Source organism: Streptomyces sp. NPDC008238 (genome assembly GCF_042956445.1).
Classification (GTDB): Bacteria; Actinomycetota; Actinomycetes; order Streptomycetales; family Streptomycetaceae; genus Actinacidiphila.
Map to the genome: position 1 here is coordinate 671,053 of NZ_JBIBGK010000002.1, position 20,404 is coordinate 691,456.

Genomic DNA, 20,404 nt, shown 5'->3' on the forward strand with positions numbered 1-20,404 from the left:
GCTTCCCTTCCCTTAAATCTCCGCATGGCGGAGACCCTCAGGGAGGGGATACGTGGGAGAAGACACCCACCGAGCACCTGGCGAGCACCCCGCTGACGCTTCCCGGAAGATTCCCGTACGTCCGTCCCGCGAGGGACGACGAGTACTGTGGGACTCGCTTCCGGTCCTCCCGACGGGAGGCGCGCAGCATCGGCGCTCGACCGAGCAACCCGGCTAGTCTGCCATACCGGACGCGTCGGACGCCAATCGGGGCGCAGTACCTTACCCCCCGCCCCCGTTCCTCCAAACCCGGGTCACAGTCCGGATGTGTAGACCAGCAGCCGCGGGGTGCCCGCCGGGGCGTCGACCGGGACGCCGGGGGTGGCGTTGGCCAGCAGCCAGGCGGCGAGGGAGGGCGTGGAGGCGTCCCCGAAGGTGTCCTTGTAGAGCGCCGCCACCCCGGTCACGTGCGGTGCGGCCATCGAGGTGCCGCTCATGCGGACCAGGCCGCCGCCCATGGCCGCGGAGGTGATCCCCGTGCCGGGGGCACTGAGGTCCACGCAGCCGCCCCAGTTGCTGAACGACGCCTTGTGGTCGCTCTCGTCGGTCGCCGCGACGGTGAACGCGCCGGGCGCCCCGGCCGGGGAGACCTCGCAGGCGTCCTCGTCGGAGTTGCCCGCGGCGACGACCGGGAAGACGCCCGCGGCGGCCAGGCCCTCCACCGCGCGGTCGGCCGTCTCGCTGCGCGCGCCGCCGGTCGACAGGTTGGCGACCGCCGGCTTCAGCGCGTGCTCGGCCACCCAGTTCATCCCGGCGACCACCGTGGCCACCGAACCGCGCCCGTCGCAGCCCAGCACCCGCACCGAGACCAGCTTCGTCGCCCGGGCGACCCCGGTGGTGGCGCCGCCGACCGTCCCCGCGACGTGCGTGCCGTGCCCGTTGCAGTCGGCGCCGTTCCCGCCGTCCCCCACCGCGTCGAACCCCGGCACCGCCCGCCCGCCGAACTCCGCGTGCCCGAAGTCGATGCCCGTGTCGATCACGTACGAGGTGACCTTGGCTCCCGTCGCCCGCACGCCGAAGGCGGCGCCGTCGCGGGCCCGGCTGCCGATCCGGGCCAGGCCCCAGGACACCTCGGCGGCGGCCGCGGCCGTCTGCGTGTCCGGCTTCGGCGCCGCGACCTCGGCGTCCTGCTCCACGGTCTCCACCCCCGGCACCGCGCGCAGCCGGGAGACCTGTCCGTCGGTCAGCCGGGCGGCGAAGCCCACCAGCGCGCTGGTGAACGTGAACATCGCCCGCGCCTCGACGCTGCGCAGCACCGAGCCCGGGTCGGTGCCCGGCCGCAGCATCACCAGGTACTGCCCGGTGATGCCGCCGTGCGCCGCCATCCGCAGCGGGGCCCCGGGCGGCTCCGGCGCCGCGGCGGCCCCGCCGAGGGCGGGCAGGACGGCCGTCAGGACGGCGGCGACGACCACTGCCCGGCGCTGGGACAGGCGCATGGCGGGGCTCCTCGGAGGACTCGTACGGGTGTGCACCGAACGTCACAAGTCGTAACACCGAGTGCTCGGGCCCTGCTCGCGCAGCGCGCCAATCGGGCGAGCGGGCACGGCGGTCCGCCGTCACGCGGACACGGCATCACGCGGACACGCCGTCACGCCGCCGCGTCAGGTGTCGCCCCGGTGACGTAGCGCGTCGCCCGAGTGGCGCACGCCGCAGGGGCGTCCGGCAACCTCGCGGACGGAACGGCCCTCTAGCCGGGCGTGAAGATCGTTGCCACCCGCCGGCGCCTCCTCTCCGCCGCCGCCGCCCTCTCCGCCGGCACCGCGGCCGCCGCCGTGGGCGGCTGCGCCCGGCCCGGGACCGCCGCGACCGGTCCGGCGCCCGGACCCCTGGCGTTCCGCGCCGTACCCGCCCGGGCACGGCTGCTGCAGGTGCTGGCGCACCCCGACGACGAGCTGTACTTCATGAACCCGGACACCGTGCAGCTCGTCGAGGCGGGCGTCCCCGTGGTGTCGGTCTACGTCACCGCGGGCGAGGCGCACGGCGTCAACCGCCCACCGGGGCAACCCCGTCCGGCCCCCGACAAGGCCGCCTACTCCGCCGCCCGCCACCAGGGACTGCGGCAGGCCTACGCCGCGATGCTCGGCACCGACGTCTTCACGCCCTGGCGGCGCGGCACCACACGGCTCGCCCACGGCCTCACCGCCGAGGTCGACACGCTGCGGGTGCGCGGCCGCGAGGCGGTGCTGGTCTTCCTCAACCTCGCCATGCACGGCACGACCGTCAGGGTCGGGCTGCCGCAGCTGTGGCAACTGCCCGGCATGACGCTGCCGACCTTCACCTCGGCGGGCTCACCGAACGCCACCAGGGGCACCTACACCCACGAGCTCCTGGTGGACGTGCTCGCCGGCCTGCTGCGCCGCCACCGGCCCACCGTCGTCCACACGCTCGACCCCGACCCGGACCTGGAGGCCAACGAGGCCACCTGGCGACGGGACATCGAGCAACTCGGCTACAGCGACCACTGGGACCACACCGCGACCGCGCTGTTCACGTGGAAGGCGATCGCCCGGTACGCCGACACCGTGGCCCGCGAGGAAGGCGTCGCGCCCGCCTTCCTGACGACGGCCTACCGCGGCTACTACAACCGCCACTGGCCCCACAACCTCCCGCCCGCGCTGCTGCGCCGCAAGGCCGGCTACCTCGCCCCGTACGGCGGCGCCCCGGACTGGCCGTGCGGCGACCCCTCCGGCTGCGGCGACTACCAGGTCGGCCTGGGCAGGCCGTTGACCAACCGCAAGGGCTGGGTGCGCAGCACCCACTACCGGCACCCCGGCACCCGCCTCGTGCCGGGCACGGACGCGCGGGGGCGGCTGGTCGCCCACGGCGTGCTCGGCACCCGGGCGGTGCGCTGGCGCGAGACCGCCCCCGGCAGCGGGCGCTGGGGCCCGCCGCGGGACCTGGGCGGCGGACCGCTCGCCCCCGCGCTGAGCGTCGTCACCGACCCGGTGGGCGGCGGGCCGCTGCTGTTCGCGCTGCGCTTCGCCTCGCTGGAGAGCGACCGGGCGGCCGACACCCGGGACGTGGTGGTGCTGGAGGGGGGCCGCGACTGGCAGGGGCTCGGCTGCCCCGAGGACGACCCGGACCGGGGCCGCAGGATCGGCGTGCCCGTCGCGGTGGCGGCGCCGGACGGCCGGGTGCACCTGTTCGTGCGCAACGCCGCCAAGGGCCTGAGCACCCGCGTGCGGGACCCGGAAGGCGGCTGGACCGGCTGGCGGGACCTGGGCGGCGGCGAGGTGCAGGACGGGCTGAGCGCGGTCGTGGACCGCGAGGGGCGGGTGCATGTGTTCGCCGCCGGACGCACCGCCGTCCACCACTGGTCCCAGGACGCGCCGGGCCGGCCGCTCGTCTGCCGGGCGCTGACCGCGCTGCCGGTTTCCGCCGATCCCCCGGCCGCCGCGGCGGAGCCCGACGGCTCCCTGTCGCTGGTCTACCGGCCGCCCGCGAGCGACGAACTCCTCGTCCACCGGCTGGGCCTCGTCCGGGCGGCGCTCGGGCCGGACCGCTCCCGGCACTTCGACGGCTACGGCCCCCTCGCCCTGGCCCACGGGCTGCTCGCCGGCCGCGCCGGCGACGGCACCGTCCACGTCGCCGGCCTCGCGCACCCGGCCGCCGCGGCCCGCCCGGGCGCCCCCGGGTACGGGTTCCCGGCGCTGCACACCGGCCCCGGGGACCGGCCGGCCGTCGTGGGCTTCGGTACGGACGCGACGCCCTGGATCTGGCGGCCGCGACTGCGCACCCCGGTGTGAGGACCCGTCCCGCCCCGTCCCCGGAACGACGGCGAGGGCCCCGGCCCACCGCGTGAACGGTGGGCCGGGGCCCTCGTACGGCTCGCCTACGGCAAGCGGCAGATCGCCGGGATCCTTACTTGAGGATCTTGGTGACCTGGCCGGCGCCGACGGTCCGGCCACCCTCGCGGATGGCGAACTTGAGGCCCTCCTCCATGGCGATCGGCTGGATCAGCGCGACCGTCATGGCGGTGTTGTCGCCCGGCATGACCATCTCGGTGCCCTCGGGGAGGGTCACGACGCCGGTCACGTCCGTGGTACGGAAGTAGAACTGCGGGCGGTAGTTGTTGAAGAACGGGGTGTGACGACCACCCTCGTCCTTCGACAGGATGTAGGCCTGGGCCTCGAAGTCGGTGTGCGGCGTGACCGAACCCGGCTTGATGATGACCTGGCCGCGCTCGACGTCCTCGCGCTTGATGCCGCGGAGCAGCAGACCGACGTTCTCACCGGCCTGGCCCTCGTCGAGCAGCTTGCGGAACATCTCGATGCCGGTGACCGTGGTGGTGGTCTTCTCGGTCTTGATGCCGATGATGTCGACGGTCTCGTTGACCTTGAGGATGCCGCGCTCGATACGACCGGTGACGACGGTGCCACGACCGGTGATCGTGAAGACGTCCTCGATCGGCATCAGGAACGGCTTGTCGACGTCGCGCTCCGGGGTGGGAACGGCCTCGTCCACGGCCTTCATCAGGCCGAGGAGCTTCTCGCCCCACTCCTTGTCGCCCTCCAGCGCCTTCAGCGCGGAGACGCGGACGACCGGCAGGTCGTCGCCCGGGAACTCGTACTCGGAGAGCAGCTCACGGACCTCGAGCTCGACGAGCTCCAGGATCTCCTCGTCGTCCACCATGTCGGCCTTGTTCAGGGCGACGACGATGTACGGAACGCCGACCTGGCGGGCCAGGAGCACGTGCTCCTTGGTCTGCGGCATCGGGCCGTCGGTGGCGGCGACCACGAGGATGGCGCCGTCCATCTGCGCGGCACCGGTGATCATGTTCTTGATGTAGTCCGCGTGACCGGGGCAGTCGACGTGGGCGTAGTGGCGCGCCTCGGTCTGGTACTCGACGTGCGCGATGGAGATGGTGATACCGCGCTGGCGCTCCTCGGGAGCCTTGTCGATCTGGTCGAAGGCCGAGGCCTCGTTCAGGTCCGGGTACGCGTCGTGCAGCACCTTGGTAATGGCGGCCGTGAGGGTCGTCTTACCGTGGTCGATGTGACCGATGGTGCCGATGTTGACGTGCGGCTTAGTCCGCTCGAACTTCGCCTTCGCCACTGGGGTCCTCCTGTGGAGTTGCTGTACGCCTTACTTCATCGGCGCCAGGGTGATCTTTGCTGGGTTACGGGCGGCCGGGGCATCCGACGCTCCCCTTGCGGTTCGCGGCGGAATGCCCCCAAGCCTCCCGGTCAAGCCTAGTGCGGGAACAACTGCTGGGTTACTCGCCCTTGGCCTTCGCGATGATCTCCTCGGCGACGTTCTTGGGAACCTCGGCGTAGGAGTCGAACTGCATCGAGTAGCTCGCGCGACCCGACGTCTTGCTGCGGAGGTCGCCGACGTAGCCGAACATCTCCGACAGCGGCACCAGGCCCTTGACGACCCGGGCGCCACTGCGCTCCTCCATGGCCTGGATCTGGCCACGGCGGGAGTTGAGGTCGCCGATGACGTCGCCCATGGACTCCTCGGGCGTGGTGACCTCGACGGCCATCATCGGCTCGAGGAGGACGGGGCTCGCCTTGCGGGCGCCCTCCTTGAAGGCCTGCGAACCGGCGATCTTGAACGCCAGCTCGGAGGAGTCGACCTCGTGGTAGCCACCGTCGAGAAGGGTGACGCGGACGCCGACCATCTCGTAGCCGGCCAGGATGCCGAACTTCATGGCCTCCTGGGCACCGGAGTCCACCGACGGGATGTACTCGCGGGGGATGCGGCCACCGGTGACCTTGTTGACGAACTCGTAGGAGGCGTCTCCGCCCTCCAGCGGCTCCAGCGCGATCTGCACCTTCGCGAACTGGCCGGTACCGCCGGTCTGCTTCTTGTGCGTGTAGTCGATCCGCTCGACCGCCTTGCGGATGGTCTCGCGGTAGGCGACCTGGGGCTTGCCCACGTTCGCCTCGACCTTGAACTCGCGCTTCATGCGGTCGACCAGCACCTCGAGGTGCAGTTCGCCCATGCCGCCGATGATCGTCTGGCCGGTCTCCTCGTCCGAGTGGACCTGGAAGGAGGGGTCCTCCTCCGAGAGACGCTGGATGGCGACACCCAGCTTCTCCTGGTCGCCCTTGGACTTGGGCTCGATCGCGACCTGGATGACCGGCGCCGGGAAGTCCATGGACTCCAGGATCACCGGGTTCTTGTCGTCGGACAGCGTCTCACCGGTGGTGGTCTGCTTCAGGCCCATCACGGCGACGATGTCGCCGGCGCCCACCGACTCGATCTCCTCACGCTTGTTCGCGTGCATGCGGTAGATCTTGCCGATGCGCTCCTTCTTGCCCTTGACGGAGTTCAGCACGGAACTGCCGGACTCCAGGCGGCCCGAGTACACCCGGACGAAGGTGAGCTTGCCGAGGTGCGGGTCGCTCATGATCTTGAACGCGAGGCCGGAGAAGGGCTCGTCGTCCGACGGCTTGCGCTTGATGATCTGCTCGGCGTCGCCGACGGCGTGGCCCTCGATGGCCTCGACGTCCAGCGGTGACGGCAGGTAGCGCACGACCGCGTCGAGCAGGGGCTGGACGCCCTTGTTCTTGAACGCGGTGCCGCAGAACACCGGGGTGACGGTGACGGAGCCCGCGCCGCCCTTGGAGGCGAGGGTGATGCGGCGGATGGCCGCCATCAGCTGCTCCTGGCTGGGCTCGGTGCCCTCCAGGTACAGCTCCATCATCTCTTCGTCGTTCTCCGCGACGGCCTCGAGCAGCTTGCCGCGCCACTCGTCGGCGGCCTCGGTGTGGGTCTCCGGGATGTCGACGATGTCGTACATCTCGCCCTTGGTGGCCTCGGCGGACCAGACGAGGGCCTTCATCTGGACGAGGTCGACCACGCCCTTGAAGTCGGCCTCGGCACCGATCGGCAGCTGCATGACCAGCGGAACCGCACCGAGGCGGTCCACGATCATGTCGACGCAGCGGTGGAACTCGGCGCCGGTGCGGTCGAGCTTGTTGACGAAGCAGATGCGCGGCACACCGTAGCGGTCCGCCTGACGCCAGACGGTCTCGGACTGCGGCTCGACACCGGCGACACCGTCGAACACCGTCACGGCACCGTCGAGCACGCGCAGCGAGCGCTCCACCTCGACGGTGAAGTCGACGTGACCCGGCGTGTCGATGATGTTGATGGTGTGGTCGACGTTCTCCAGCGGCCAGTGGCAGGTCGTCGCGGCCGACGTGATCGTGATGCCGCGCTCCTGCTCCTGCTCCATCCAGTCCATGGTGGCAGCGCCGTCGTGGACTTCGCCGATCTTGTACGAGACACCGGTGTAGAACAGGATCCGCTCGGTGGTCGTCGTCTTGCCCGCGTCGATGTGGGCCATGATCCCGATGTTGCGGACCCTGGCCAGGTCAAGTGAAGTGGTAGCCATAAGGCTTCAGTCTTCTCTCGGTTCTCTCGATGGGGGCGCGGACTACCAGCGGTAGTGCGCGAAGGCCTTGTTGGACTCGGCCATCTTGTGGGTGTCCTCGCGACGCTTGACCGCGGCGCCCAGACCGTTGCTGGCGTCCATCAGCTCGTTCATCAGACGCTCGGTCATGGTCTTCTCGCGGCGGGCGCGGGAGTAACCCACCAGCCAGCGCAGCGCCAGGGTGTTGGCACGGCCGGGGCGGACCTCGATCGGCACCTGGTAGGTCGCGCCACCGACACGGCGGGACTTGACCTCCAGGGAGGGCTTGACGTTCTCCAGGGCGCGCTTGAGCGTGATGACCGGGTCCTGCCCGGTCTTCTCGCGCAGGCCCTCGAGGGCGCCGTACACGATGCGCTCGGCGGTGGAGCGCTTGCCGTGCAGCAGGATCTTGTTGACGAGCGACGTCACCAGAGGAGAACCGTAGACCGGGTCGATGATGACCGGGCGCTTCGGGGCGGGGCCCTTACGAGGCATTCTTACTTCTCCTTCTTGGCGCCGTAGCGGCTGCGGGCCTGCTTGCGGTTCTTGACACCCTGGGTGTCGAGCGAGCCGCGGATGATCTTGTAGCGAACACCCGGCAGGTCCTTCACACGGCCACCACGCACGAGCACGATGGAGTGCTCCTGCAGGTTGTGACCCTCACCCGGGATGTAAGCGGTGACCTCGATGCCGCTGGTCAGTCGCACACGAGCGACCTTACGCAGGGCAGAGTTCGGCTTCTTCGGGGTGGTCGTGTAGACGCGCGTGCAGACGCCGCGGCGCTGGGGCGAGCCCTTCAGCGCGGGCGTCTTGTTCTTCTCGACCTTGTCCTGCCGGCCCTTTCGGACCAGCTGCTGGATCGTAGGCACCGTTTCTCCGGTTTCTGTGTGCCGACTCGATACTTCTAACCTGGGGTTTCAGCGGCTCACGCCGACCCACGCGGTCGGGTGTGTCGCGCACCTCATACGATTTCCGCCGAAGCGAAAATGCGTATTTGTCGGCGTATCGGCCTCGGTGTCCCGTACGGACAAGTGCACGCACGAGAACCCGGGCACACCCCAGGCACAAGGTCAGAGCGTACCCAGCGCTCAGCCTTCGGTCAAAACATATGGTCTCGGCCAATGCCGCACCCTCCCGCCGGGCCCCTCCGGGGCTCGCGTGAACGCACTCAGCCGTGACTGACCGCCACTACCACCATAACGACGATCGCGGTGATCGCGACCGTGAACGCGGTCAGAAGGTATCCCATCACCAGACCGCACACCGCGAGCGCGTCGCCCCGCTCACCCGTGCGCCGGATCTCCCGCCGCGCCATGTGCCCCAGCACCACGGCCGGTATCCCCGGGACCAGCAGCCCGAACATCCCCACCGCGCCGCAGACCAGCGAGGCGACCGCCTTGGCGTTGACGGGCGGCGGCGGCGTGGGCAGCCGGCGGGGACGCGGGATGTCCGCGGTGAGGCCGTACAGCTCCTGGAAGGTCACCGCCTGGTAGGCCAGCCCGACCCGGTCCTCGAACTCCGGCTGGGTCAACCGGCCTTCGGCGAACGCCACCTTGAGCACGTCCACCGTACGCTCACGATCATCGTTGGCAGCCCGCATCGCTCCATTATGCCCGGAAAACCACGTTCCGAGGGTGTCCCGTCGCACGGTCGGCCGGACCGTGCCGCCCCTCCCCGGCCGGACCGCCCCACAGGCCCTTCAGGGAAGGCGGAAAGCCACTGGGCGGCCACCCCCGAAGGGATGACCGCCCAGCGGCTTCGAGCGGACGACTCAGCCGTTGTACGGGCCGTAGTCGTAGTCCTCCAGCGGGACGGCCTGGCCGGAGCCGGTGCCGAACGGGCTGTAGTCGATGTCGTCGTAGCCGACGGCCGAGTACATCGCGGCCTTGGCCTCCTCGGTCGGCTCGACCCGGATGTTGCGGTAGCGGGACAGACCCGTACCGGCCGGGATGAGCTTGCCGATGATGACGTTCTCCTTGAGGCCCAGCAGGGAGTCGGACTTGGCGTGGATCGCCGCGTCCGTCAGGACCCTGGTCGTCTCCTGGAAGGAGGCGGCCGACAGCCAGGACTCGGTGGCCAGCGAGGCCTTGGTGATACCCATCAGCTGCGGACGGCCGGAGGCCGGGTGGCCACCCTCCGCCACGACCCGACGGTTCTCGGTCTCGAAGCGGCCGCGCTCGACCAGCTCGCCCGGCAGCAGCTCCGCGTCGCCGGACTCGATGATCGTCACCCGGCGGAGCATCTGCCGGATGATGATCTCGATGTGCTTGTCGTGGATCGACACGCCCTGCGAGTTGTAGACCTTCTGGACTTCCCCGACCAGGTGGACCTGGACGGCCCGCTGACCCAGGATGCGCAGCACGTCGTGCGGGTTGGTGGCACCCACGGTCAGCTTCTCGCCGACCTCGACGTGGTCGCCCTCGCCGACCATCAGACGGGCACGCTTGGAGATCGGGTAGGCGATCTCCTCGGCACCGTCGTCCGGGGTGATGACGATCTTCTTGGTCTTCTCGGTCTCCTCGATCCGGATGCGGCCGGCCGCCTCCGAGATCGGGGCGACACCCTTGGGGGTACGCGCCTCGAAGAGCTCGACGACACGCGGCAGACCCTGGGTGATGTCGTCACCGGCCACACCACCGGTGTGGAAGGTGCGCATCGTCAGCTGGGTGCCGGGCTCACCGATGGACTGGGCGGCGATGATGCCAACCGCCTCGCCGATGTCCACCAGCTTGCCGGTCGCGAGCGAACGGCCGTAGCACATCGCGCAGGTGCCCACCGCGGACTCGCAGGTCAGGACCGAGCGGGTCTTGACCTCCTCGACGCCGTTGTGGATGAGCTGCTCGATGAGCACGTCGCCCAGGTCGGTACCGGCCGTGGCCAGCACCTTGCCGTCGACCACGACGTCCTCCGCGAGACAGCGCGCGTACACGCTGGTCTCGACGTCCTCCGTCTTGCGCAGCGAACCGTCCTCGGCACGCTCGGCGATCGCCAGCTTGAGGCCGCGCTCGGTGCCGCAGTCCTCCTCGCGGATGATGACGTCCTGGGAGACGTCGACCAGACGACGCGTCAGGTAACCGGAGTCGGCGGTACGCAGGGCGGTGTCCGCGAGACCCTTACGGGCACCGTGGGTGGAGATGAAGTACTCCAGCACGGTGAGACCCTCACGGAACGACGCCTTGATGGGCCGCGGGATGGTCTCGTTCTTCGCGTTGGACACCAGGCCACGCATACCCGCGATCTGACGCATCTGCATCATGTTTCCGCGGGCACCCGAGTCGACCATCATGAAGATCGGGTTGGTCTTCGGGAAGTTCGCGTTCATCGCCTCGGCGACCTCGTTGGTCGCCTTGGTCCAGATCGCGATCAGCTCCTGCGTGCGCTCGTCCTTGGTGATCAGACCGCGCTCGTACTGCTTCTGGACCTTCTCGTCCTGTGCCTCGTAGCCCGCGATGATGGCCTTCTTGGCCTCGGGCACGACCACGTCGGAGATGGCCACGGTGACACCGGAACGGGTCGCCCAGTGGAAACCGGACGCCTTCAGGTTGTCGAGCGTCGCCGCCACGATGACCTTCGGGTAGCGCTCGGCGAGGTCGTTGACGATCTCGGAGAGCTGCTTCTTGCCGACCGGGTAGTCCACGAACGGGTAGTCCTCGGGCAGCAGCTCGTTGAAGAGCGCACGGCCCAGGGTCGTGTTCAGCCGGAAGGAGTCACCGAGCTGCCAGGGCTCCTCGCCCTCGACGTCCGCCGGCGGGGTCCAGCCACGCGGCGGGACGGTCCCGATCGGGAACCGGATGTCGATCCTCGACTGCAGCGAGAGCTCGCGCGCGTCGAAGGCCATGATCGCCTCGGCGGTCGAGCCGAACGCCCGGCCCTCGCCCCGGAGCTCGCGCTCCTCCGCGTCCGTGGTGAGGAAGAACAGACCCAGGACCATGTCCTGCGTCGGCATCGTCACCGGACGGCCGTCGGCGGGCTTGAGGATGTTGTTCGAGGACAGCATCAGGATGCGGGCCTCGGCCTGCGCCTCCGCGGACAGCGGCAGGTGCACGGCCATCTGGTCGCCGTCGAAGTCCGCGTTGAACGCGGTGCAGACGAGCGGGTGGATCTGGATGGCCTTGCCCTCGACCAGCTGCGGCTCGAAGGCCTGGATGCCCAGGCGGTGCAGGGTCGGCGCACGGTTCAGCAGCACCGGGTGCTCGGCGATGACCTCTTCGAGCACGTCGTACACGACCGTGCGGCCGCGCTCGACCATGCGCTTGGCCGACTTGATGTTCTGCGCGTGGTTGAGGTCCACCAGGCGCTTCATCACGAACGGCTTGAAGAGCTCCAGCGCCATGGCCTTCGGCAGACCGCACTGGTGCAGCTTGAGCTGCGGGCCGACGACGATGACCGAACGGGCCGAGTAGTCGACGCGCTTGCCGAGCAGGTTCTGACGGAACCGGCCCTGCTTGCCCTTGAGCATGTCGGACAGCGACTTCAGCGGACGGTTGCCGGGGCCCGTGACCGGGCGACCACGACGGCCGTTGTCGAAGAGCGCGTCCACGGCCTCCTGGAGCATGCGCTTCTCGTTGTTCACGATGATCTCGGGGGCACCGAGGTCGAGGAGGCGCTTGAGGCGGTTGTTGCGGTTGATGACGCGGCGGTACAGGTCGTTCAGGTCGGAGGTCGCGAAGCGGCCACCGTCCAGCTGCACCATCGGACGCAGGTCCGGCGGGATCACCGGGACGCAGTCCAGCACCATGCCCTGGGGCTTGTTGGTGGTCTGCAGGAAGGCGGAGACGACCTTGAGGCGCTTGAGCGCACGGGTCTTCTTCTGGCCCTTGCCGGTACGGATGATCTCGCGGAGCTTGGCGGCCTCCTCGTCCAGGTCGAAGGACTCCAGGCGCTTCTGCAGCGCCGCGGCACCCATCGAACCCTGGAAGTAGGTGCCGAAGCGCTCCCGCAGCTCGCGGTAGAGCAGCTCGTCACCCTCCAGGTCCTGGACCTTGAGGTTCTTGAAGCGGGACCACACCTCGTCGAGCCGGTCGAGCTCGCGCTGGGCACGGTCGCGCAGCTGCTTCATCTCACGCTCGGCGCCCTCGCGCACCTTGCGGCGCACGTCGGACTTGGCGCCCTCGGCCTCCAGCTCGCCGAGGTCGGCCTCGAGCTTCTTCTGCCGGGACTCGATGTCCGCGTCACGGCGCTGCTCGATCTGCTGGCGCTCGACGGAGACCTGGGCCTCCAGCGAGGACAGGTCGCGCGTGCGCCGCTCGTCGTCCACCCACGTGATCATGTAGGCGGCGAAGTAGATGACCTTCTCGAGGTCCTTCGGGGCGAGGTCGAGCAGGTAGCCCAGCCGCGACGGAACGCCCTTGAAGTACCAGATGTGGGTCACGGGAGCGGCCAGCTCGATGTGGCCCATCCGCTCACGACGCACCTTGGCGCGAGTGACCTCGACGCCGCAGCGCTCGCAGATGATGCCCTTGAAGCGGACACGCTTGTACTTGCCGCAGTAGCACTCCCAGTCCCGGGTGGGGCCGAAGATCTTCTCGCAGAAGAGTCCGTCCTTCTCGGGCTTCAGGGTGCGGTAGTTGATGGTCTCAGGCTTCTTGACCTCGCCGTGGGACCACTGCCGGATGTCGTCCGCGGTCGCAAGGCCGATCCGCAGCTCGTCGAAGAAGTTGACGTCGAGCACTTTGTCGTCAATCCCTCTTTCGGGGTCGAAAGTCAAACATGTCTGAACGGTCCGGGGGAGGCGGGGAGCCGCTCACTGGCGGCTCCCCGGCCGGCCCGTCAGACCTCTTCGACGCTGCTCGGCTCGCGCCGGGACAGGTCGATTCCGAGCTCCTCCGCCGCGCGGAAGACGTCCTCGTCCGTGTCGCGCATCTCGATGGACATGCCGTCCGAGGACAGCACCTCCACGTTGAGGCAGAGCGACTGCATTTCCTTGATGAGCACCTTGAAGGACTCGGGAATGCCCGGCTCGGGGATGTTCTCGCCCTTGACGATCGCCTCGTAGACCTTCACGCGGCCCAGGACGTCGTCGGACTTGATGGTGAGGAGTTCCTGCAGCGCGTAGGCCGCGCCGTACGCCTCAAGGGCCCACACCTCCATCTCACCGAAGCGCTGACCACCGAACTGCGCCTTACCACCCAGCGGCTGCTGGGTGATCATCGAGTACGGACCGGTGGAACGGGCGTGCAGCTTGTCGTCCACCAGGTGGTGCAGCTTGAGGATGTACATGTAGCCGACCGAGATCGGGTCCGGGAACGGCTCGCCGGAGCGGCCGTCGAAGAGCCGGGCCTTGCCGGAGGGCAGCACCATGCGCCGGCCGTCGCGGTTCGGGATCGTGGCCTCGAAGAGACCGGCGATCTCGTCCTCGCGGGCACCGTCGAACACCGGGGTGGCGACGTTGGTGCCGGGAGCGACCTGGTCGGCACCGATGGCCGCCAGGCGGCGCGCCCACTCGTCGCCGAGGCCGGAGACGTCCCAGCCCTGCGCGGCGAGCCAGCCGAGGTGGATCTCCAGGACCTGTCCCGGGTTCATCCGGGACGGGACGCCCAGCGGGTTGAGGATGATGTCGACCGGGGTGCCGTCCTCCAGGAACGGCATGTCCTCGATCGGCAGGATCTTGGAGATGACGCCCTTGTTGCCGTGACGGCCGGCGAGCTTGTCACCGTCGGTGATCTTGCGCTTCTGCGCCACGTAGACGCGGACCAGCTGGTTCACGCCCGGCGGCAGCTCGTCGCCCTCCTCGCGGTCGAAGACGCGCACGCCGATGACCTTGCCGGTCTCGCCGTGCGGCACCTTCAGCGAGGTGTCACGGACCTCACGGGCCTTCTCGCCGAAGATCGCGCGCAGCAGGCGCTCCTCCGGGGTCAGCTCGGTCTCGCCCTTCGGGGTGACCTTGCCGACCAGGATGTCGCCGGCGACGACCTCGGCGCCGATGCGGATGATGCCGCGCTCGTCGAGGTCGGCCAGGACCTCCTCGGAGACGTTCGGGATGTCCCGGGTGATCTCCTCGGGGCCGAGCTTGGTGTCACGGGCGTCGACCTCGTGCTCCTCGATGTGGATCGAGGAGAGGACGTCGTCCTGCACCAGGCGCTGGCTGAGGATGATCGCGTCCTCGTAGTTGTGGCCCTCCCACGGCATGAACGCCACCAGGAGGTTCTTGCCGAGCGCCATCTCACCGCGCTCGGTGGACGGGCCGTCGGCGAGCACCTGGCCGGCGATCACGCGGGCGCCCTCGTCCACGACGACCTTCTGGTTGAAGGACGTGCCCTGGTTCGAGCGGGAGAACTTGGCCACCCGGTAGGTGTTGTACGTGCCGTCGTCGTTGGCGACGGTGACGTAGTCCGCGGAGACCTCCTGGACCACACCGTCCTTGTCGGCCTTGATGACGTCACCGGCGTCGACCGCGCAGCGGTACTCCATGCCGGTGCCGACCAGCGGGGCCTGCGCCTTGAGCAGCGGCACGGCCTGGCGCATCATGTTCGATCCCATGAGCGCGCGGTTGGCGTCGTCGTGCTCGAGGAACGGGATCATGGCGGTCGCGACCGACACCATCTGGCGCGGCGAGACGTCCATGTAGTCCACGTCCTCGCCGGGGACGTAGTCGATCTCGCCACCACGGCGGCGCACCAGGACGCGGGACTCCGCGAAGTGGTCGTCGTCGGTCAGCGGGGCGTTCGCCTGGGCGATGACGTAGCGGTCCTCCTCGTCGGCCGTGAGGAAGTTGACCTCGTCGGTGACGACACCGTTCTCGTCGACCTTGCGGTACGGGGTCTCCACGAAACCGAACGCGTTGACCCGGCCGTAGGAGGCCAGCGAGCCGATCAGACCGATGTTCGGGCCTTCGGGGGTCTCGATCGGGCACATGCGTCCGTAGTGGGACGGGTGCACGTCACGGACCTCGAAGCCGGCCCGCTCACGGGACAGACCACCGGGGCCCAGCGCGGACAGACGGCGCTTGTGGGTCAGGCCCGACAGCGGGTTCGTCTGGTCCATGAACTGGGACAGCTGGCTGGTGCCGAAGAACTCCTTGATGGAGGCGACGACCGGCCGGATGTTGATCAGGGTCTGCGGCGTGATCGCCTCGACGTCCTGGGTGGTCATCCGCTCGCGGACGACGCGCTCCATGCGGGCCAGACCGGTGCGGACCTGGTTCTGGATGAGCTCGCCGACGTTGCGCAGACGACGGTTGCCGAAGTGGTCGATGTCGTCGACCTCGACGACCACGGAGGAACCGTTGTCGCCGGTGGTCTCGGTCTCGCCCGCGTGCAGCTTGACCAGGTACTTGATCGCCGAGATGACGTCCTCGACGGTCAGCACACCGGCGTCCAGCGGCGCGTCGGCACCCAGCTTCTTGTTGATCTTGTAGCGGCCGACCTTGGCCAGGTCGTAGCGCTTGGGGTTGAAGTAGAGGTTCTCCAGCAGCGTCTGCGCGGCCTCACGGGTCGGCGGCTCGCCCGGACGCAGCTTGCGGTAGATGTCGAGCAGCGCGTCGTCCTGGCCCTGGGTGTGGTCCTTCTCCAGGGTGGCGCGCATCGACTCGTACTCGCCGAACTCCTCGAGGATCTGCTCGGTGGTCCAGCCGAGCGCCTTCAGGAGGACGGTGACGGACTGCTTGCGCTTGCGGTCGATGCGGACACCGACCATGTCGCGCTTGTCGATCTCCATCTCCAGCCAGGCACCACGCGAGGGGATGACCTTGGCGGAGTAGATGTCCTTGTCGGACGTCTTGTCGATCTGGCTGTCGAAGTAGACACCCGGCGAGCGCACCAGCTGGGACACCACGACACGCTCGGTGCCGTTGATGACGAAGGTGCCCTTGTTGGTCATGAGCGGGAAGTCGCCCATGAAGACCGTCTGGGACTTGATCTCGCCGGTCTCGTTGTTGGTGAACTCGGCCGTGACGAAGAGCGGCGCGGCATACGTGAAGTCCCGCTCCTTGCACTCGTCGATCGAGTTCTTCGGAGGCTCGAAACGGTGGTCGCGGAAGGTCAGCGACATCGACCCGGAGAAGTCCTCGATCGGCGAGATCTCCTCGAAGATCTCCTCCAGACCGGACTTGGTGGGGACGTCCTGACCACTGTCCAGGGCCGCCTCGACGCGAGCCTTCCAGGCGGCGTTGCCGAGAAGCCAGTCAAAGCTCTCGGTCTGCAGCGCGAGGAGGTTCGGGACCTCGAGCGGCTCCTTGATCTTCGCGAAAGAGATGCGCAGCGGGGCGGTGCTTGCGCCGTTGTTCGTATTGGCAGTCGAGGCGTTGCGCGAGGCGGCCAAGAGGGGGTCCTTCCGAGGGCTCGGACTCACTACGCGCGTACCGGCTTCCGCCCCCGGGCGCAGACAAGGATGCCCTGGTCAGGACGGTTCCTCATGTGTGCTCAGGCTTGGGCTTGCCCCTGGTGACGGGCCAGGCGGCAGCTAACAGGCAGCGCAAAGGGTCAGTGTAGCCACTTGGCACACTGATGTCCAGTGCAGAGTTTCGGAGACCGGTGCTGCACCAATCTCGTCCTCCGGAGGGGTCCGTGGGATCCCCTTGTTGTGAGCCGTCATGCCCTCATTCGCGCTTGCCAGGTGAGGCATTCCCGCATCGCCCTCGATCCATGCCTCGGTGCATGGCCGATGTGACGACGCGTCCTGAGAATCGCGCGCCACGTGCGGTTCGTCAAGGGCTCCGCCCCGCGGAGATCGTCACAGCTGAAGGAAGCCGACGGTCCCGGAGCGGTGATGATCACCCTACCCGGGCCGATCGCCGGAGCGGGTGACGCACCACGCAAACGACCGAGGGCGGCCACCCGAAAGGGTGGCCGCCCCGCGGCTGATCAGCCCCCCGGAAGGGGCAGGGATCACTTGACCTCGACGGACGCGCCCGCGGCCTTGAGGGACTCGGCGGCCTTCTCCGCGGCCTCCTTGTTGACCTTCTCGAGGACCGGCTTCGGGGTGCCGTCGACGAGGTCCTTGGCCTCCTTCAGACCCAGGGAGGTCAGCTCGCGCACGACCTTGATGACCTGGATCTTCTTCTCGCCGGCGCCGGTGAGGATGACGTCGAACTCGTCCTGCTCCTCGACGGCCTCGGCGGCGGCGCCACCAGCGGCACCACCGGCGACGACGGCGGCGACCGGGGCGGCGGCGGTGACGTCGAACTTCTCCTCGAAGGCCTTCACGAACTCGGAGAGCTCGATGAGGGTCATCTCCTCGAACTGCGCGAGCAGGTCGTCCTGGCTGAGCTTCGCCATGATGGCGGTCCTTCCACTAATTCGGCGGGTGCCGGATGTACATGTCGGCGGGCGTACGGGCCCGCTAGAGCACGGGAGTGGTTACTCCGCGTCCTCGGCGGGAGCCGGCGTACCGGCACCGCCCTGCTCGGCCTTCGCACGCAGCGCTTCCACGGTGCGGACGAGCTTCGACGGCAGGGCCTGGAAGACAGCAGCGGCCTGGCCCTGCTTGGCCTTCATGGCACCCGCCAGCTTGGCGAGCAGCACCTCGCGGGACTCGAGGTCCGCGAGCTTCTTGATCTCATCGGCGGACAGCGGCTTGCCGTCAAGCACGCCGCCCTTGATGATGAGGTTCGGGTTCTCCTTGGCGAAGTCACGGAGACCCTTCGCCGACTCCACCGGGTCACCGGTGACGAAGGCGACCGCCGTCGGACCCGCGAACAGGTCGTCCAGGGCGGTGATCCCGGCCTCGTTGGCCGCGATCTTGGTCAGCGTGTTCTTCACCACGGCGTACTGGGCGTTCTCACCGAGCGAACGGCGCAGCGTCTTGAGCTGCGCCACGGTGAGACCGCGGTACTCGGTCAGCACGGCGGCGTTGGAGCTGCGGAACTTGTCCGTCAGCTCTGCGACCGAACCGGCCTTGTCGGGCCTCGCCATAGAGCCTCGGCCTCCTTCCGGGTGATTCGGACCGCACGGGAAGGGGCCGGGCAAAAACAAACGCCCCGGCGCAGGCGCACGGGGCGTGACTCGACCGGAACCACGATGCGATTCCGGGAGTACATCCACTGTCACCTGCGCGGGCCGTCCGCATCAGCGGATCCTTCGGCTGCCGCGCCCTCGCGGGCGCGCCAACAACCAGCGGTCTTTGGCTTCAGCAGAAGGGTACGCGAACGGCTCCGCGCCAGGCAAATCCGTTACCGGGGCAGGTCAGCCGCCGAGGCCGGTGCCCCCGTCCAGTCCGGACGCCTTCATGTCCCCCAGCATCCCGAACAGGTCGACCGTGTCCTTCGCCGGCGGCGCCTGGACGTTCACCGCGGCGCCGTAGTCGGAGTAGGAGGCGCTCATGCGGACCGTGCCCTCGGGCGTCTTCGTCCCCACGACCATCTTCACCGGGTAGTGGTCCCGGTTGACCCAGACCTCGGTGTCGTAGCCCTTGACGCCCGCCTTCTTGAGGTTGGCGATCAGGGCCTCGCGCTCCTTCGCGGAGAGGACGTCGGACGACGTGTTGGCGTCCACCATCTCCTCGAAGGTCAGCGTGCCCTTGTAGTGGTCCGCCTCGACGCCGGCGACCTTCTCCGAGCCGACGTGCTTGAGGTTGGGCGACTGGAGCAGCAGGGCGAGCTGCTCGGCCGGGTCCTGGTTCGTGCTGTCCAGGCCGCCGGTCATCTTCTGCTGGAGCTCCTTGCTGCCGCTGACCTCGGCCGCTGCCTTCAGGTCCAGCTTCATCCAGCGCTTGCCGCCCATCTCGGCGGCGGACTTCTCCCCCATGTCCATGTACATGGCCTGGTCCAGCATGATCATCCGGATCTGGGAGGGGGCGTCCGGGTCCGCGGCCGTGAGGGCGGCGCCGTCCATGGTGACGTCCATGACCGCCGGGTCCCATCCCTGCACGCCGGCGATGCGCATGGTGCCGCCGCCCTGGGCGCCGGCCGGCACGGTGATCGTCATGCGGACCTTGGCGGACTTGGCCTCCGAGGTCTTGCGGAAGGCGGCCTGGATGGCCTCGGTGATGTCCCCCTGCGTCTGGACGGCCTCGTGGGGCGCGTCGGCCTTCTTGCGCTTCTTGCTGCCGCCGCCGTCGCCGTCGTCGCAGCCCGCGAGCCCGACCACGACGGCCACGGCCGCCAGACCGACGCCCACACGCTTCGCTGCCGACAAGCTCATGAAAACCCCACCCCATGCCGTCCGTCGTCCACTGGTCCCGGTGGAACCGCTCGTCACGTTAACGCACCGCGCCGACACAGTCGTACGAAAAAACCGGCCCCGCACCTCCGGAGAGGAGCGGGGCCGGCTTCACAGCTGCACGGGCCTGGCGGCCCGACCCGGTCAGACGGCGGCCGGGTCCTCCTCGACGAGGAGGTTGCGGGTGCGGTTCGGGTCGAGCGGGATGCCGGGGCCCATCGTGGTGCTGATGGCGGCCTTCTTGATGTAGCGACCCTTGGCGGCGGACGGCTTCAGACGCAGGACCTCGTCCAGGGCGGCGCCGTAGTTCTCGACCAGCTGCTGCTCACCGAACGAGGTCTTGCCGATGATGAAGTGCAGGTTCGAGTGCTTGTCGACGCGGAACTCGATCTTGCCGCCCTTGATCTCCGTGACGGCCTTGGCCACGTCGGGGGTGACGGTGCCGGTCTTCGGGTTCGGCATCAGACCACGGGGGCCGAGGACGCGGCCGAGGCGGCCGACCTTGCCCATGAGGTCCGGGGTGGCGACGACGGCGTCGAAGTCCAGACGGCCCTTCGCGACCTCGTCGATCAGTTCGTCGGCGCCGACGATGTCGGCGCCCGCGGCACGCGCGGCCTCGGCACGGTCACCGGTCGCGAAGACCAGGACCCGGGCGGTCTTACCGGTGCCGTGCGGAAGGTTCACGGTGCCACGGACCATCTGGTCGGCCTTGCGCGGGTCGACGCCCAGACGGAAGGCAACCTCGACGGTGCCGTCGAACTTGCTGGTGGAGGTGTCCTTGGCCAGACGGACGGCCTCGAGGGGCGCGTACAGACGCTCCCGGTCGATCTTGGCGTCCGCAGCCCGGAGGGACTTGCTGCGCTTGCTCACTACTGCTCCTGTGTGTCTTGAGGAGTCGTGGTGCGGA

At 69.0% G+C, this 20,404-nt stretch carries 13 protein-coding genes; 1 reads left to right on the top strand and 12 read right to left on the bottom strand.

The window, feature by feature from the left end; all coding sequences use genetic code 11:
- Positions 1-293 precede the first annotated feature (293 nt).
- Positions 294-1,475: a S8 family peptidase gene (locus tag ACFZAU_RS07995; protein WP_500551489.1), complete on the bottom strand. Its 1,182-nt coding sequence runs from the start codon at positions 1,473-1,475 to the stop codon at positions 294-296.
- Positions 1,476-1,736: 261 nt separating this feature from the next.
- On the opposite strand from ACFZAU_RS07995, the gene ACFZAU_RS08000 reads away from it, so the two are divergent.
- Positions 1,737-3,785 carry a PIG-L family deacetylase gene (locus tag ACFZAU_RS08000; protein WP_500551490.1) on the top strand — a complete coding sequence of 683 codons (2,049 nt, stop codon included), beginning with the start codon at positions 1,737-1,739 and terminating at the stop codon, positions 3,783-3,785.
- A 115-nt stretch (positions 3,786-3,900) separates the two neighbouring features.
- On the opposite strand, the gene tuf is transcribed toward ACFZAU_RS08000, so the two are convergent.
- The 11 genes from tuf to rplA all read right to left on the bottom strand — a co-directional run bounded on the left by tuf (position 3,901) and on the right by rplA (position 20,367).
- On the bottom strand, positions 3,901-5,094 hold the full coding sequence (tuf, locus tag ACFZAU_RS08005; RefSeq protein ID WP_319135252.1) for an elongation factor Tu: 1,194 nt from the start codon (positions 5,092-5,094) through the stop codon (positions 3,901-3,903).
- 160 nt (positions 5,095-5,254) lie between these two features.
- On the bottom strand, positions 5,255-7,384 hold the full coding sequence (gene fusA / locus ACFZAU_RS08010; RefSeq protein WP_499606443.1) for an elongation factor G: 2,130 nt from the start codon (positions 7,382-7,384) through the stop codon (positions 5,255-5,257).
- Positions 7,385-7,426: 42 nt separating this feature from the next.
- Positions 7,427-7,897, bottom strand: coding sequence for a 30S ribosomal protein S7 (rpsG, locus tag ACFZAU_RS08015; protein ID WP_018558864.1), 471 nt, complete (start codon positions 7,895-7,897; stop codon positions 7,427-7,429).
- Between the two features lie 2 nt (positions 7,898-7,899).
- Entirely contained in the window at positions 7,900-8,271 is a 372-nt protein-coding gene (rpsL, locus tag ACFZAU_RS08020; protein ID WP_014144289.1) for a 30S ribosomal protein S12, read from the bottom strand.
- Positions 8,272-8,570: 299 nt separating this feature from the next.
- Complete coding sequence (locus tag ACFZAU_RS08025) at positions 8,571-9,002, bottom strand: DUF1707 and DUF4190 domain-containing protein (protein ID WP_499606442.1); 432 nt, start codon at positions 9,000-9,002, stop codon at positions 8,571-8,573.
- 171 nt (positions 9,003-9,173) lie between these two features.
- Positions 9,174-13,073, bottom strand: a complete 3,900-nt coding sequence (locus ACFZAU_RS08030) for a DNA-directed RNA polymerase subunit beta' (protein WP_499606441.1) — start codon at positions 13,071-13,073, stop codon at positions 9,174-9,176.
- A 98-nt stretch (positions 13,074-13,171) separates the two neighbouring features.
- The gene (gene rpoB, locus ACFZAU_RS08035) at positions 13,172-16,660 is read right to left on the bottom strand and encodes a DNA-directed RNA polymerase subunit beta (RefSeq protein WP_499606440.1); all 3,489 of its coding nucleotides are present in this window, start codon (positions 16,658-16,660) and stop codon (positions 13,172-13,174) included.
- A 566-nt stretch (positions 16,661-17,226) separates the two neighbouring features.
- Positions 17,227-17,616 (bottom strand): 50S ribosomal protein L7/L12, encoded by a 390-nt coding sequence (gene rplL, locus ACFZAU_RS08040; protein WP_499606439.1) that lies wholly within the window; start codon positions 17,614-17,616, stop codon positions 17,227-17,229.
- Between the two features lie 81 nt (positions 17,617-17,697).
- On the bottom strand, positions 17,698-18,252 hold the full coding sequence (rplJ, locus tag ACFZAU_RS08045) for a 50S ribosomal protein L10 (protein WP_089226434.1): 555 nt from the start codon (positions 18,250-18,252) through the stop codon (positions 17,698-17,700).
- 270 nt (positions 18,253-18,522) lie between these two features.
- Positions 18,523-19,479 carry an SCO4651 family lipoprotein gene (locus tag ACFZAU_RS08050; protein WP_500551491.1) on the bottom strand — a complete coding sequence of 319 codons (957 nt, stop codon included), beginning with the start codon at positions 19,477-19,479 and terminating at the stop codon, positions 18,523-18,525.
- 162 nt (positions 19,480-19,641) lie between these two features.
- Positions 19,642-20,367 carry a 50S ribosomal protein L1 gene (gene rplA / locus ACFZAU_RS08055; RefSeq protein WP_500551492.1) on the bottom strand — a complete coding sequence of 242 codons (726 nt, stop codon included), beginning with the start codon at positions 20,365-20,367 and terminating at the stop codon, positions 19,642-19,644.
- Positions 20,368-20,404: the final 37 nt, after the last annotated feature.

What these genes read in the sequence shown, in the direction of transcription:
- ACFZAU_RS07995 (WP_500551489.1), bottom strand. Translation starts at nt 1,475, where the DNA reads ATGCGCCTGTCCCAGCGCCGGGCAGTGGTCGTCGCCGCCGTCCTGACG.
- fusA (WP_499606443.1), bottom strand. Translation starts at nt 7,384, where the DNA reads ATGGCTACCACTTCACTTGACCTGGCCAGGGTCCGCAACATCGGGATC.
- rpsG (WP_018558864.1), bottom strand. Translation starts at nt 7,897, where the DNA reads ATGCCTCGTAAGGGCCCCGCCCCGAAGCGCCCGGTCATCATCGACCCG.
- ACFZAU_RS08025 (WP_499606442.1), bottom strand. Translation starts at nt 9,002, where the DNA reads ATGCGGGCTGCCAACGATGATCGTGAGCGTACGGTGGACGTGCTCAAG.
- rplL (WP_499606439.1), bottom strand. Translation starts at nt 17,616, where the DNA reads ATGGCGAAGCTCAGCCAGGACGACCTGCTCGCGCAGTTCGAGGAGATG.
- rplJ (WP_089226434.1), bottom strand. Translation starts at nt 18,252, where the DNA reads ATGGCGAGGCCCGACAAGGCCGGTTCGGTCGCAGAGCTGACGGACAAG.
- ACFZAU_RS08050 (WP_500551491.1), bottom strand. Translation starts at nt 19,479, where the DNA reads ATGAGCTTGTCGGCAGCGAAGCGTGTGGGCGTCGGTCTGGCGGCCGTG.